We start from the raw sequence: 14124 nt of genomic DNA, 5'->3' as shown, positions 1-14124 counted from the left end.
TGCAGTATGTCCTGTCCTGGTGAGGTCCCGTCCCGGGCTGGTCGCGCGGCGCTTCAGGGAAGCCACGGCGCCTCGCTGAAATCCGGCTCGCGCTTTTCAAGAAAGGCGTTGCGCCCTTCCTGCCCTTCTTCCGTGCGATAAAACAGATGGGTGGCCTGGCCCGCCAGCTCCTGAATGCCGGCCATGCCGTCGGTTTCGGCATTGAAGGCTGCCTTGAGGCAGCGAATCGCTGTGGGACTGTGCTGCAGGATCTCCAGGCCCCAGCGCACTCCTTCCGCCTCCAGCTCCTCCAACGGCACCACCGCATTGACGAGCCCCATGGCCAGGGCCTGGCTGGCGTCGTAGCGGCGGCAGAGAAACCAGATTTCGCGTGCCTTGCGCTGCCCCACCACGCGGGCGAGGTAGCCGGCGCCGAAGCCGCCATCGAAGCTGCCCACCCGTGGGCCCGTCTGGCCGAACACCGCGTTCTCCGCCGCCAGGCTGAGATCACAGAGCAGGTGAAGCACCTGCCCGCCACCGATCGCATAGCCCGCCACCAGGGCGATCACCACCTTGGGCAGCGAACGGATCAGCCGCTGCAGGTCGAGCACATTCAGCCGCGGCAGGCCACTGGCATCGAGGTAGCCGCCATCGCCGCGCACGCTCTGGTCGCCACCGGAGCAGAAGGCATAGCCGCCATCAGCGGCCGGCCCGACACCGGTGAACAGCACCACACCAATCCTGGGATCGTCGCGCACACGCGAGAAGGCATCGCACAGCTCCTGCACCGTGAGCGGGCGAAAGGCATTGCGCTTGGCCGGCCGGTTGATCGCAATGCGGGCCATCCCCTGCGCGCAGGTGTCGAAGCGGATGTCGGTGTAGGTGGCGGCCGGCGTCCAGAGCACCGGAGCTGTGCCGGGCAGCACGGGGTCCGCCGGCGCGGGCTGGGAGGGAGGTGCGGCGGAATCGGGGCGCATCAGGCCTGACAACGGCAGCGGCTTCGGCTCATTCTGCGGAGCCGTGGGCCGGCTCATGCTGGGGAGCCAGGCGCCAGCGCGACCCGCAGCTGCTGGCGCAGGCGGGCATCCGCCTGGCGATCGGTGCGCAGCTCCAGCAGGGCCAGGGGCTGGGGCAGCGCCCAGGCCAGTGCCTCCTCCAGCTCCTCCAGCTGAGCCACGCGCCGCACGGGCACGCCATGCAACGCCGCCAGGGCGGCCTGATCGAGGCTCTGCGGCATGGCGAACAGGCGCTCAAAATCGAAGGGCGCGGCAACCTCCGGCGGAACGGGCGAGGCGCCGGAGGTGCGAATTGGCAGCTGCTCGAAAATGCCGCCACCGCCGTTGTCGATCAGCACCACGGTGAGGCGTCCGCGCAGCTGCTGGCGCCAGAGCCAGCCGTTGCTGTCGTGCAGGAGGGCGAGGTCGCCGCAGAGGAGCAGCAGGGATCCGGCGCTTTCCGCCAGGCCGGCCGCCAGCGAGAGGGTGCCGTCGATGCCGGAGGCTCCGCGGAAGCCGAACAGCGGCCGGGGCGCGCCCGCCTGCGAAGCAAAGCTTTCCCAGTCGCGCACGGGGCTGCTGCTGGCCAGCATCACCGGCAGCTGCGGCGGCAACAGCTGGCTCAGGGCCCGGGCGACGGCGGGTTCATTGGCAGCACCCTTGGCCGGCAGGGCCTGGCTGAGGCCGGCCTGCACCGTGTGCTCCAGCTCCATCCAGCGCCGTTGCCAGGCGTGGTTGGCCGCCGGCGGCTCCCCCGCCCAGAGCGCCGCTGGCAGCGCCCGGCACCAGGCCGCCAGCCCATGGCCGAAGCGGTGGCTGGCGGTGCCGAGCGGATCGAGATCGCGCGGGTCGCCCTCGCTGATCACCAGCTGGCAACCACACTGGCGCCCGATCCAGTGCTGCAGCCGGCGGCTGGCGGGCAGGGGCCCGAGCCGCAGCAACTGGGACACCTGCAACTTCTCCGTGGGCTCCTCCAGCAGCAGGTCGTAGCCCGCCACCAGCTCCAGCAGCGGCTGACCCCGCAGGCCCGAAAGGCCATCAGCGAGCAGGGGCCAGCCGCTGCGCCGCTGCCAGCGTTGCAGGGCCTGCAGGTGGGCCGGCCACTGCTCCGGGGCACCGCGCCAGGGCCCGGCCACGATCACGCCGGGCTGATCGGGATCCAGCAGCGGCAAGGCTTCCGAGGTCACGGACGGCTCCGGCTGAACCCCCACCACCCTGTCGCTGGGCGTGCGGGCCATCAGCGACGCGATGGCGGCGGCCGAGGGATGGAGCGGCTCCTCGAAGGCCAGGTTGAGGTGCACAGGGCCGGCCGGGTGGCCGATGGCCTCCTGCCAGGCCCGCTGCGCGAGCGCCTGCAGGCTGGCGGGCGTCATCACGGCCAGTCCCTCGGCAGCGCCAGCACCGGCCCAGCGGCAGCTGCAGCGCAGAAAGTCCTCCTGGTTCACCGTCTGGTTGGCGCCACGCCCCTTCAACCGCTGGGGCCGGTCGGCGCTGAGCAGCAGCAGCGGAATCGCGCCATGGTCGGCTTCCACCGCCGCCGGCAGCAGGTTGGCCACCGCCGTGCCGGACGTGGTGATCACCGCCGCCGGCAGGCCATCGGCGCGGCTCAGCCCCAGCGCGAAGAACGCAGCGGAGCGCTCATCGATCGCGGTGTACAGCCGCAGGCCTTCGTCTTCGGCCTCCAGCAGGCCGGCCGCTATCGCCAGCGGCGCCGAGCGGCTGCCGGGGCAGAGCACGAACCGCCCCAGCCCCAGCTGCCGGAAGGCGAGCAGCAGCGCATGGGCCGCGCCCAGATTCGCCGCAGCGTGAGCATCGGTGCCCGCTGGGGCATGGCTGCCGAGGCCGTCGTTGCCGCTCACCGGGGCCCATGACTGTTCAGGATGGCCTGATCATGCCCACGACCGGAGCCCCCCGACATGAGCGTCACTCCCACCGGCGGCAGCTCTCCGGACGGAGGCCGCGCCGGGCTGCTGCGCCAGGTCGGCCTGTTGCTGCTGTGGGTGGGCGTGGCGCTGCTGCTGCGCTGGGCGGTGATCGAACCCCGCTGGATCCCCTCCGGCTCCATGCTGCCCACCCTCCAGCTCAACGACCGGGTGCTGGTGGAGAAACTGCGGGCTCGCCTGCACCGGCCCCTGCCGGTGGGCACGATCGTGGTGTTCCACCCTCCCGACGCCTTGCTGGCGGCCGGCTACGACCCCGATGCCGCCCTGATCAAGCGGGTGGTGGGAGCGGCGGGGGATCGGATCGCCGTCCATGACGGCCAGCTGATCCGCAACGGCCAGCCGGTGCCGGAGCCGTGGCGGGCCGAGCCGATCGCCTATGAACTGGCGCCGCTCGCCGTGCCGCCTGATTGCCTGCTGGTCATGGGCGACAACCGCAATGCCAGCCTCGATTCGCACCTCTGGGGCCCCCTGCCGGCCGACCATGTGATCGGCACCGCCGTGTTCCGCTACTGGCCCTGGAACAAACTCGGACCCATACGGTTCTCCCCCTCAGCGGCCATGGGTTGACCCGGAGAGCTGCGTTATGGTGCAGGCCGTGACGCAGAGCACACCGGAGATGTTCAACCCGGAGTTCCTGACGACCGACAGCGAATCAATCAGCGGCAACTCGCTGATCCAGTACCTGCAGGAGCAATCTCCGGACGTTTTGCAGCGTGTGGCCCGATCCGCCAGCGGCGACATTCAGGACATCATCCGCCACAACGTTCAGGGCCTGCTGGGCATGCTGCCGGGCGAGCAGTTTGAAGTGAAGATCCAGGCCAGTCGCGACAATCTCGCTGGCCTGCTGGCCTCCGCGATGATGACGGGTTACTTCCTGCGCCAGATGGAGCAGCGCATGGAGCTGGAGAGCAGCCTGTTCGGCGAAGGCACCCTCGATGCCGACCCCGGCGAGCTGAGCCTCTGAGCCCAGAGCCCCGCTGGGCTCTCCAGATCCGGGCTGATCAGCCCTTTCCGGCGGCTTGAGGCTCCGCTGCCGGCACCTCCGGCACCACGCCCCAACGCACAAGGGCGCTGTCGATGCCGGCAAGGAATTCCCACGATCCGCTGGAGGGCGCCCACGGGCGCTGCTCCAGGGCATCGGCGAGACGCTGGAGATCCTCCTGGGTGGACGCCACAGGTGCCGCGTAGTGGGCAGGCACCACCTGGCGAATGCTTGGCAGTTGAGCGAGCCGCCGCAGCCAAGCCACCAGGGCGGTGCGGGCCCTGGGAAACACCAGGCGCTCCAACACCGGCGCCACCTGCAGAGGATGGGCATCACCGCCCAGCAGCGCCTCGAATTCAGCCTCCCAACCGGGCTGCCAGCGAAAGGGGTAGAGGCCGAAGTAGGCCTTTGCGGCGCGCAGCCCCGGCCGGAAGCTGCCGGCGATCACCTCTGGCCAGGGTCGCACCTCCAGCGCGGACGGCCGCAGGTAGGAGGCGAACAGCACCAGCCGCATCCAGCCGCGCCGCCGTTGCTCCTGGCCATCGCTGAGCGGCTCGGCGCCCTGCTCGCGGGCATGGAACAGCAGGGGCGTGGGATCGGTGCTGAAGATCTCCGGCGGTTCGCTGGAGATGGCCACCAGCGCATCGGTGACGAGCAGGCTGCCGCTGGCCCGGTGCAGGCAGGCCACTTCCACGAATGTGCCGAGGCCCAGGTCCAGCGGGCCAAGCATCTCCCATTGCAGCTGCTCGGCGTGGGGCAGGCCCTGCTCGAACAGCACCCGGGTGCGGCCAGCGGGAAATCCGAGCCAGGGCAGGGGCAGCGGCAGCGGAAAGCTCCACTGGCACGGGCTCACCCACACGGTGGCGGCAGGGAAGGCCCGGGCCATCGCCGGCACCGGCAGCTTGTGCTCCAGCCCTGAGCTGGTGGGCAGCACGATCGTGCGCACCGGCCCATAGCGGGCTTCGAGCTCGCGCAGGCTGTGCAGCAGCTCCTGGGTGGGCGCCACTGGCGCGTAGAGCAGCAGCCCATCGGTGAGGCGTGCCACGGTCATGCGGATCGGCACCGCCACGTAGAGCACGCCCTGAAGTTGCTCGAAACTCCAGATCTGGCCAGGCACAAGCTCGCGCACCAGGGTGCGGCGGCGGCCATAGGGATAGAGCGGCAGCAGCGGCCACCAGGGCCACCCCTGCCGCAGCCTCGGCGTGGGGGGCAGGCCGTTGGAGGCTCTCACTGCCGCAGCTGCGCCATCAGCCCATGGCGGGGCGCGAAGAGGAAGCTGGCCAGGAAGAGGCAGGTCTGGACCACCACGATGCAGCCGCCGGTGGAGGCATCCAGCCAGTAGCTCCAGTAGATGCCGACCACACTGGAGAGCATGGCGGAGCCGACGGCGATCCAGGTCATCCTGTCGAAGCGATCGGTGAGCAGGTGAGCCGTGGCCCCCGGGGTGACCAGCATGGCCACCACCAGGATGATGCCCACGGTCTGCAGGCCGGCCACCGCCGCCAATGACAGCACCGCCAGCAGCAGGTAATGCAGCACGCCGGTGTGGATGCCGATCGAACGGGCGTGGGTGGGATCGAAGCAGAACAGAATCAGGTCTCGGCGCAGCAGCAGCAGCACCGCCAGCACCAGGCCGCAGATCCAGAGCGTCTGCTGGATGTCAGCGGGGCTGATGCCCAGCACATTGCCGAACAGTATGTGGGTGAGATCGATGCTGCTGCGCACCTTCGACACCAGGATCAGGCCGAAGGCGAAGAATCCGGTGAACACCAGCCCGATCACGGTGTCTTCCTTGATACGCGTCATCTGCTTGATGTAGCCGATCACCGCCACCGATCCCACGCCGAACACGAAGGCGCCGAGGGCGAAGGGCAGGTTGAGGGCATAGGCGATCACCACGCCAGGCATCACCGCATGGGACACCGCATCACCCATCAGCGCCCAGCCTTTGAGGGTCATGTAGCAGGAGAGCAGGCCGCACACGGAGGCCACGAGCATGCTCACCAGCAGGGCCCGCTGCATGAAGGCATGCTGCAACGGTTCGGTGAGCCAGGGGAGCGCGTCCATCACAGGTCGCCCTCACCGGACGGATCCGGCGGGGTGATCGTGAGCGAATCGAGCGGTCCGCCGCCGAAGGTGCGGGCCACGTTCTCCTGCGTGAACACCTCAGAGGTGTCGCCGTAAGCGAGCACGGTCTTATTGATCAGCACCACGTCGTCGCAGAACCCGGTGACGTGGCTCAGATCGTGGGTGGAGATCAGCAGCGTGCGGCCTTCCTGGCGGAACTGCTGGAACAGCTGGATCAGCAGCTTCTCGGTGCGGATGTCCACGCCGGCGAAGGGTTCATCGAGCAGCATCACTGACGCCTCCTGGGCAAGGGCTCGAGCGACGAAGGCCCGCTTGCGCTGGCCCCCCGAGAGCTGACCGATCTGGCGGTGGCGCAACGGCCAGAGCTCCACCCGCTCCAGGCTCTCACGCACGGCCTGGTGGTCGCTCCGACGAGGAATGCGCAGCAGGTTCATGGTGCCGTAGCGGCCCATCATCACCACGTTCGCCACGCTCACCGGGAAGTTCCAGTCGACGCTTTCGGTCTGCGGCACATAGGCCACCGCCTGCTGTCGCAGGGCTTCACGCAGGGGCACGCCGTTGATGGCGATGGTGCCGCGCGAAGGGTTCACGAACCCCATCAGCGCCTTGAACAGGGTGGATTTACCGGCGCCGTTCATGCCGACGAGGGCGCAGATGCTGCCGGCGTAGGCCCGCAGCGACACGTCATGCAGAGCCACCACGCCGTTGTAGGCGTAGCAGAGGTTGTCGACGACGATGCGCTCCTGGGCCGGACGGTGCTGAGGCGGGCGGGGCGGGCGGTGTTGCATCGGCTCAGCGCCCCTTGAGTCCGTTGATCAGTGTGGATACATTGTGCCGCTGCAGCTCCAGCAGGGAGGAGGCCGGGCCACCTTCAGGCGACAGGGAATCCACGAAGAAAACACCGGCAAAGCGGCTGCCGCTCTCCGCGGCCACCTGCTTCTGCGCCTCTGCCGACACTGTGCTTTCGCAGAACACCGCCGGCACCTGGCGCTCTCGGACCGTGGCGATCAGGCGGGCCATGCGCTGCGGGGTGACCTGGGATTCGGCATTGACAGGCCAGAGGTAGGCCTCGGTGAGGCCGTAATCGCGGGCGAGGTAGGAGAAGGCGCCTTCGCAGGTGGCCAGCAGGCGGTGCTGGGGCGGCAGGGTGGCCAGATCGCGGCGCAGGTCCCTGTCGAGGGCGCGCAGCTCAGCGCGGTAGGCCTCGGCGTTGCGCTTGAAATCGGCCGCATGGGCGGGGGCGAGCTGGGTGAAGGCCTTGCGCATGTTCTCCACATAAACCTCCGCCAGCCAGGGCGACATCCAGGCGTGCGGATTGGGCTTGCCGGCGTAGGCATCCCCGGCGATCGGCAAGGGCTCGATGCCGTCAGTGAGCACCACCCGCGGCACGTCCGGCAGGCCGGAGAGAAACCGATCGGCCCAGCGCTCGAGGCCGAAGCCGTTGACCAGCACCAGCTGGGCCCCCTCAGCCCGCCGCAGATCGCTGGGAGTGGGTTCGTAGCCGTGGATCTCGGCGCCCGGCCGGGTGATCGACTCCACCTGCAGGTGGTCGCCGGCCACCTGGCGGGCCATGTCGGCCAGGATTGTGAACGTGGTGAGCACGCGCGGTTTCCCTTGCGTCGCTGCGGCCCCTGGCGTGCCAGCCGCGGAGGTGCCGGGGGCCGGTGTCCGCTCGGCCGGACGCGGCGACGGCGTGCAACCCATCAGGGCGCCACTGGTGAGCATCAGCACGCCACAAAGGGCCAGGGCAGGACGCCTGAGAATCGAGCGGGCCGCCATCAACGGCGCAACGTCAAACACGAAAATGGTCTAAGAGAACACAAGCGGCGCTGACGTAACCGTTGCTGGTGCGGCACGTGCCTGCGGCAGCGGAGGCGCTGCCGGGCCAGAAGAAAAGGCCCCCGCCGCAGCGGAGGCCTTCAGGGGTGCAGGTGCCAGGGGAGCTGGCCCCCGGCGGCTGGCGACAGAGGCTGGCTCAGCCGATCGCCGGAGCCTGCAGCGCCACCGGCACCGACTCCAGCAGGGCCAGGTCGAGCGGGAAGTTGTGAGCATTGCGCTCGTGCATCACCTCAAAGCCGAGGTTGCCGCGGTTGAGCACATCGGCCCAGGTGTTGAGCACCCGGCCCTGGGCATCCAGCACCGACTGGTTGAAGTTGAACCCGTTGAGGTTGAAGGCCATCGTGCTCACGCCCAGGGCGGTGAACCAGATGCCCACCACCGGCCAGGCGGCCAGGAAGAAGTGCAGGCTGCGGCTGTTGTTGAAGGAGGCGTACTGGAAGATCAGGCGACCGAAGTAGCCGTGAGCAGCCACGATGTTGTAGGTCTCTTCTTCTTGGCCGAACTTGTAGCCGTAGTTCTGGCTCTCGCTTTCGGTCGTCTCACGCACCAGCGAGCTGGTGACGAGCGAACCGTGCATGGCCGAGAACAGGGAGCCGCCGAACACACCAGCCACACCCAGCATGTGGAAGGGGTGCATCAGGATGTTGTGCTCCGCCTGGAACACCAGCATGAAGTTGAAGGTGCCGGAGATGCCGAGGGGCATGCCGTCAGAGAAGGAACCCTGACCGAAGGGGTAGATCAGGAACACCGCGAAAGCGGCCGAGAGCGGCGCGCTGTAGGCGACGCAGATCCAGGGGCGCATGCCGAGGCGGTAGGAGAGTTCCCACTGCCGGCCCATGTAGCAGGAGATGCCGATCAGGAAGTGGAACACCACCAACTGATAGGGGCCGCCGTTGTAGAGCCACTCATCGAGGCTCACGGCTTGCCAGATGGGATAGAAGTGCAGGCCGATGGCGTTGCTGGAAGGAACAACGGCGCCGGAGATGATGTTGTTGCCGTACAGGAAGGAACCGGCAACGGGCTCCCGGATGCCGTCGATGTCGACGGGAGGAGCGGCGATGAAGGCGATGATGAAGCAGATCGTGGCTGCCAGGAGGCAGGGGATCATCAGCACACCGAACCAACCGATGTAAATCCGGTTGTCGGTGGAGGTGACCCACTGACAGAAGCTCTCCCAGGAGCTGAGACGTCCGCTGCGAACAGCCGTGGCCATTGGAGGTAAGAGGACGGAAGGAAACGGCTTCTTCACCCTCCACTCGCCTCAGGCAGCAACGGAAAATCCGCCAGCATCCGCAGCGAGAGAGCAGCAAAAGGCACCGTACAAAAACGCTAAGGAAGAGCTGCCGAAGCGAGGCACGCGTCCTCCATCTCTTCGCAGATGTTCAACAGAAGCGCTCCGAACTTCACGCAACTACATCATTCAGTAGATCAAACGCAACAATCCCCAGGCCTAAGCCCTTAGCCAAAATCCTTAGGCCGTGGCCTGGCGCAGCACCCACAGACGGCCCTGGTGGAGGAACGCCGGCCAGTCGAGCCGTTCGCTCTCGGCGGCCCGTGCCACCAGCAGGGGGGCCTGCAGACGGATCGCCTGCAGATCCGCTTCCGCCACGCCGCTGCTGAGGGCCAGCACATCGGCCATCGCCCGGGCCACCACCCGGGTGAGATACGCACCGCTGAGCGCCTGCAGGCTGCTGCCCACCAGCCAGGCGCTGCCCTCCAGCCGCATCACGCTGGCGAGGGCTTGGCCGGTCCACTCCACCACCCCCAGCGCCAGGGCAGCACGGGCCAGTTCGGTGGCCGCCGCCCGCAGCTGCTCCATCCCCCAGGGGCAATCCCACAGCCCGGCCATCTCCTGCAGCATCAGCCCGTTGGCCACGGCCAGCACCAGCAGATCCACGCTGGGCAGCGGTGCGGCGAACACGCCGGTGGCCACCAGCCACTGGGTGCGTTGCACGAGAGCCTTGCAGCGCTCACGCCGCAGGCGCTCCAGTACACCCTGCCATTCGCCGTGCAACCGCTCGAGCTGGCGCTGCTCGGTGCGGTGCAGCAGCGCGTGGCCCTGCTGGCGGAGCTCCTGGGCCAAGGGCGTCAGGGCAGCAGGCAGGGCCTCGGGCTGGCCGCTCCAGGGCAGCAGCCGCTCCCGCAGAGGCGCCGGCAGCTGGGCCTGCAGATCGGCCACCAGCTGCGGCTCCTCACCCACCACCAGCAGCCAGACGGGCTGGCCGGCAGGCAGCGTCTCCAGCCAGCGCAGATCGGCGGCCTGCAGCGGCGGGTGCACCGCATGAAGCAGCAGGTCGCAGCGGGGGAAGGGGGCCGGCCAGCTCCAATCGGGGCTGTGGGACGCCAGCGGATGGCCCCAGTGCAGGGTGATCGGCAGGGGCGCGCGCACGCCCTGCACCAGCGGGCCCTCCAGGGCACGCTCCAGCGGACGCAGGCCCACCAGCCCCAGATCGAGGGCCTGGCGGTGCTGGCGGCCACGCAGCTGCTGGAGCTGGTCGCGGCGCTGCTGCTGGGCCGCCTGGAAGGTGTCGGAGGCGGTCGTGGTGGCGCTCTCCAGCTGCTCGAACTGGGGCAGCAGCCCCTCACAGCGTTCGATCCAGCCGCTCCAGGAGCTGGGCAGCTGGGGCGTGATCGGGCCGCGTGGGCGCCGCCACCACCACCAGGCACCGGCTGCCGCAAGCAGGGGGAGGCCGCCCGAGAGGGGGGTGTGCAGGCTGTCGAGCAGCAGCCAACCGCCGAGCACGGCCGCGGCAGGGGCCGCCACCGGCAGGAAGGGAATCAGGCCGCGCCAGGAAGCGGCCTCCAGGGGGCGAGCGGAAGAAGGCAAGGAGAGCAACGCCCGCTGCGAACGAACGTCAGCATCTTTAGCTCAGCTCCTCTCCCCTGCCCAGGGGCTCAATAGGTTGGGGGCAACCGAGCCAGGCCCGGGGGCCTCTCCGATGACGGCTGAGCGGATCCGTCCCGACACGGGCGCCCAGGCCCCGAAGGACGTGGCCGACGGGGGGCTGGCCCGTGAAGGCGCCGCCCATGGAGACGCGCCCCGCTCGGCCGTGGCCGACAACCGCGAAGCGGTGAACACGGTGCTGCTGATCGCCTTGAGCGTGAACGTGGCGATGAGCTTCCTGAAACTGTTCGTGGGGCTGTGGAGCGGTTCGCTGGCGGTGCTGGCCGATGCGATGCACAGCGCCACCGATGGCCTCTCCAGCCTGCTGGGGGTGATCACCAACAGCCTTTCCGATCCACTCCCCGACCGCGACCACCCCTACGGGCACCACAAATACGAAGGCATCGGCGCCCTGGCGATCGCGGTGTTCATCCTGTTCGCCTGCATCGAGATCCTGCAGTCGGCGGCGCAACGGGTGCTGGGCGGGCTGGAACCGCTGCGGCTGGAGAACGGCGCCTTCGTGCTGCTGGTGGTGTCGCTGCTGGGCAATATCCTGCTGGCCCGCTACGAACGGCAGCAGGGGCTGCGGCTCAAGAGCGCCCTGCTGCTGGCGGATGCCCACCACACCACCAGTGACATCTGGACCACCTTGATGGTGCTGGCCGGCCTCGGCGGCGCCAGGATGTTCGGGCTCAACTGGCTGGATGTGGCGGTGGCGGCGCCCCTGGCCCTGCTGCTGGTGCGCTCCTGCTGGCAGGTGGTGCGCACCAACCTGCCCTGGTTGGTGGATCACATCGCCATCGCCCCCGAGGCGATCCACACGGTGGCCATGGCGGTACCGGGGGTGTTGAACTGCCACGACATCGCCAGCCGCGGGGTGCTCGGCCAGCAGGTGTTCATCGACATGCACATGGTGGTGGACGCCGACGACCTGCCCACCGCCCACCGCATCACCGAACGGGTGGAGGAACGGCTGGAGGAACGCTTCGGGCCAGTGCGCTGCACGATTCACCTGGAACCGCGCGAATATGCGCGTTCGGAGATCACCTTTCGCGGAGCCCATGGCTGATCGCAACCGTGAGCTGATCGCACTGCTCACGCCCCGCCAGCAGGTGCGCGTGCGCCAGTTGCTGCTGGAGCAGCAGGGCCATGCCAGCTGGCACGGCGGCGTGCCGGTGCTGGTTCTCGATCGCTGCTGGCTGCGGCTGCGGGTCACACCGGTGGAACACCTGGCCCGGCTGTTGCCGCCCGACAGCACGGCGGAGGCGCCGGAACTCGTGCGTTTCCGCGAACTGCGCCAGCAGGGGTTCAGCGAAGGCGCCGCCCAGGCCCGCTGCTGGGAGGAGTTCGGACCCGCGGCCTGCCAGCTCGCCCTGCACCGCCACTGGCAGGCCCTGGAGGGCCCGCATCACGGCTGGACGCTGGCCGCCTACCTGGCCTTCCTGCGCACCTACCGCGAGCTGTTCGCGGCCGGCCAGGAGCGGCCGCTGCCGCTGGTGGTGCTGGGCCGGCGCGGCAGCCAGGAGCCGCACCGCATCCACTGGCTGGTGGAGACCGGAGCCCTTGATGCGGCACACTTGCCCCCTGATTGAAGGCTTGCGGCCATGGCCGACCTGGAGAACGCATCGGTGCCCACAGACGCGATGCCCACCGACTCTGTGACCACCGAAGCGGTGACCACAGACGTGGTGACCACCGACGTGGTGCCCGTTGAGGCTGGGCAACAGGTGCAACGCCGGGGCGGTGGTCGCCCGCCGGGCGGTGGCAGGGAAGCCGGCAGCCACCGCGAGAGTGGCGGCCTGCGCATCCGCCTGAGCGAGAACGAGCAACGGGCCGCCAAGGTGGTGCAGGAGGCCTTCCAGCTGCGTTCCACGATCGCGGCGCTGGGCTTTTCGATCCGCACCGTGGCCCAGCTGCTGGAGCAGGGTGCGCTCGATGCACTGGTGGCCGAGATGCGCGCCCAGGCGGGCAACCGGCCGGAACGCAGCCGCCCCGAAGGCGGGCGCTCAGAAACGGGCCGCTATGGCGAAGGCGGCGAAGGCCGGCGTGGCCGGCGCGAGGGCTCCGGTGAAGGACGTCCGGAGGGGCGCGGCGAGCGCCGCGTGATCAGCCGGCCCGATCCCTTCGCCCGCCCGAGCCGGCCGGAGCCGGTGCGTGAGCCCGAGCCAGTGGCCGAAGCCAGCGCCCCCGCTGAGGAACCCACCCTGGCCGACGACGCTGCAGACACCAGCAGCCCACACACCAGCGACGCCGAGGCGCTGCCCACCGACGCCGAGACGCAGCTGTGACGCTTCGGCCACGTGTGCTCTCGGGCGTGCAACCCACCGGATCGCTGCACCTGGGCAACTGGCTGGGGGCGATCCGCAACTGGGTGCAACTGCAGGACAGCCACGACACATTTTTCTGTGTGGTGGATCTGCACGCGATCACGGTGCCGCACGATCCCGCCCTGCTGGCGGAGGCCACGCGCCGCACCGCCGCCCTCTACCTGGCCTGCGGCATTGATCCACAGCGCTCCACGGTGTTCGTGCAGAGCCAGGTTCCGGCGCACAGTGAGCTCACCTGGCTGCTGAACTGCGTCACGCCGCTCAACTGGCTGGAGCGCATGATCCAGTTCAAGGAGAAGGCACGCAAGCAGGGCGACAACGTGTCGGTGGGGCTGCTCGATTACCCCGTGCTGATGGCTGCCGACATCCTTCTTTATGACGCCGATCTGGTGCCGGTGGGCGAAGACCAGAAGCAGCATCTGGAGCTCGCCCGCGACATCGCCCAGCAGCGCATCAATGCCCGCTTCGCGCCGGAAGACCAGCCGCTGCTGAAGGTGCCCGAGCCGTTGATCCTGGCGGAGGGTGCGAGGGTGATGAGCCTGATCGACGGCCGCTGCAAGATGAGCAAGAGCGAACCGAATGAGGGCTCACGCCTGCACCTGCTCGATCCGCCCGAGCTGATCACCAGAAAGATCAAACGCGCCAAGACCGATCCGGTGATGGGGCTGGAATTCGGCAACCCCGAACGCCCCGAAGCCGACAACCTGCTCGGGCTCTTCGCCCTGCTCAGCGGCAAGACACGGGACACCGCTGCCGCCGAATGCGCCGCGATGGGCTGGGGACAGTTCAAGCCATTGCTGGCGGAAGCCGCTGTGGCCGCCCTGCAGCCGCTGCAGGAGCGTTATGCCGAGATCCGCCGCGACGAGGCCTACCTGAGCGAAGTGCTGCGCGAGGGCAAGGAGCGGGCGGCAGCCGTGGCCACTGCCACGCTGGAGCGTGTGAAGGCAGCCCTGGGCTTCTTGCCGGCGGCCTGATCACGAGGGCGATGCCGCGTTCCTTGAAGACTGACGTTGCTTTTCCCCAAGCCGATGCAGACATAGCCCTTGGCGTGCCTGCTTTGCTGAGCAGTGAGTGGCACGATGCGACT

General features: G+C 68.9%; 14 protein-coding genes. 6 read left to right on the top strand and 8 right to left on the bottom strand.

Features of this window, described 5'->3' with window-relative positions; all coding sequences use genetic code 11:
- Positions 1-53: 53 nt before the first annotated feature.
- Together menB and menD are read right to left on the bottom strand one after the other, a co-directional pair.
- A complete protein-coding gene (gene menB / locus KBZ19_RS10100; RefSeq protein ID WP_094513024.1) occupies positions 54-956 on the bottom strand; it encodes a 1,4-dihydroxy-2-naphthoyl-CoA synthase in 903 nt (300 codons plus the stop codon).
- A gap of 53 nt (positions 957-1009) precedes the next feature.
- Entirely contained in the window at positions 1010-2833 is a 1824-nt protein-coding gene (gene menD / locus KBZ19_RS10095; RefSeq protein WP_255100846.1) for a 2-succinyl-5-enolpyruvyl-6-hydroxy-3-cyclohexene-1-carboxylic-acid synthase, read from the bottom strand.
- A gap of 57 nt (positions 2834-2890) precedes the next feature.
- On the opposite strand from menD, the gene lepB reads away from it, so the two are divergent.
- Positions 2891-3484 carry a signal peptidase I gene (gene lepB / locus KBZ19_RS10090; protein WP_094512900.1) on the top strand — a complete coding sequence of 198 codons (594 nt, stop codon included), beginning with the start codon at positions 2891-2893 and terminating at the stop codon, positions 3482-3484.
- Positions 3485-3533: 49 nt separating this feature from the next.
- A complete protein-coding gene (locus tag KBZ19_RS10085) occupies positions 3534-3881 on the top strand; it encodes a DUF760 domain-containing protein (protein ID WP_094513026.1) in 348 nt (115 codons plus the stop codon).
- 37 nt (positions 3882-3918) lie between these two features.
- On the opposite strand, the gene KBZ19_RS10080 is transcribed toward KBZ19_RS10085, so the two are convergent.
- The 6 genes from KBZ19_RS10080 to KBZ19_RS10055 all read right to left on the bottom strand — a co-directional run bounded on the left by KBZ19_RS10080 (position 3919) and on the right by KBZ19_RS10055 (position 10653).
- Positions 3919-5130 (bottom strand): DUF4336 domain-containing protein, encoded by a 1212-nt coding sequence (locus KBZ19_RS10080; RefSeq protein WP_255100845.1) that lies wholly within the window; start codon positions 5128-5130, stop codon positions 3919-3921.
- On the bottom strand, positions 5127-5966 hold the full coding sequence (locus tag KBZ19_RS10075) for a metal ABC transporter permease (protein WP_094512901.1): 840 nt from the start codon (positions 5964-5966) through the stop codon (positions 5127-5129). Before KBZ19_RS10075 ends, KBZ19_RS10080 begins: the two co-directional genes overlap by 4 nt.
- Positions 5966-6775 carry a metal ABC transporter ATP-binding protein gene (locus KBZ19_RS10070; RefSeq protein ID WP_094512902.1) on the bottom strand — a complete coding sequence of 270 codons (810 nt, stop codon included), beginning with the start codon at positions 6773-6775 and terminating at the stop codon, positions 5966-5968. The genes KBZ19_RS10075 and KBZ19_RS10070 overlap by 1 nt, the downstream gene beginning before the upstream one ends.
- 4 nt (positions 6776-6779) lie before the next feature.
- Positions 6780-7787, bottom strand: coding sequence for a metal ABC transporter substrate-binding protein (locus tag KBZ19_RS10065; protein WP_255100844.1), 1008 nt, complete (start codon positions 7785-7787; stop codon positions 6780-6782).
- A gap of 175 nt (positions 7788-7962) precedes the next feature.
- Positions 7963-9039: a photosystem II q(b) protein gene (gene psbA / locus KBZ19_RS10060; protein WP_255100843.1), complete on the bottom strand. Its 1077-nt coding sequence runs from the start codon at positions 9037-9039 to the stop codon at positions 7963-7965.
- Between the two features lie 258 nt (positions 9040-9297).
- Positions 9298-10653 carry a YcjF family protein gene (locus KBZ19_RS10055; RefSeq protein ID WP_255100842.1) on the bottom strand — a complete coding sequence of 452 codons (1356 nt, stop codon included), beginning with the start codon at positions 10651-10653 and terminating at the stop codon, positions 9298-9300.
- Between the two features lie 112 nt (positions 10654-10765).
- Between KBZ19_RS10055 and KBZ19_RS10050 the strand changes: the two genes are divergently transcribed.
- The 4 genes from KBZ19_RS10050 to trpS are packed head-to-tail and all read left to right on the top strand — an operon-like array spanning position 10766 to position 14011.
- Complete coding sequence (locus KBZ19_RS10050; RefSeq protein ID WP_255100841.1) at positions 10766-11779, top strand: cation diffusion facilitator family transporter; 1014 nt, start codon at positions 10766-10768, stop codon at positions 11777-11779.
- The gene (locus tag KBZ19_RS10045) at positions 11772-12302 is read left to right on the top strand and encodes a hypothetical protein (protein WP_255100840.1); all 531 of its coding nucleotides are present in this window, start codon (positions 11772-11774) and stop codon (positions 12300-12302) included. Before KBZ19_RS10050 ends, KBZ19_RS10045 begins: the two co-directional genes overlap by 8 nt.
- Positions 12303-12353: 51 nt before the next feature.
- Entirely contained in the window at positions 12354-12998 is a 645-nt protein-coding gene (locus KBZ19_RS10040) for a hypothetical protein (protein WP_255100839.1), read from the top strand.
- On the top strand, positions 12995-14011 hold the full coding sequence (gene trpS / locus KBZ19_RS10035; RefSeq protein WP_255100838.1) for a tryptophan--tRNA ligase: 1017 nt from the start codon (positions 12995-12997) through the stop codon (positions 14009-14011). The genes KBZ19_RS10040 and trpS overlap by 4 nt, the downstream gene beginning before the upstream one ends.
- Positions 14012-14124 lie beyond the last annotated feature (113 nt).

This window comes from Synechococcus sp. L2F (assembly GCF_024345695.1).
GTDB lineage: Bacteria > Cyanobacteriota > Cyanobacteriia > PCC-6307 > Cyanobiaceae > MW101C3.
Note: the sequence above shows the minus strand (reverse complement) of the source record. Positions and strands in the feature narration are given on the sequence as shown.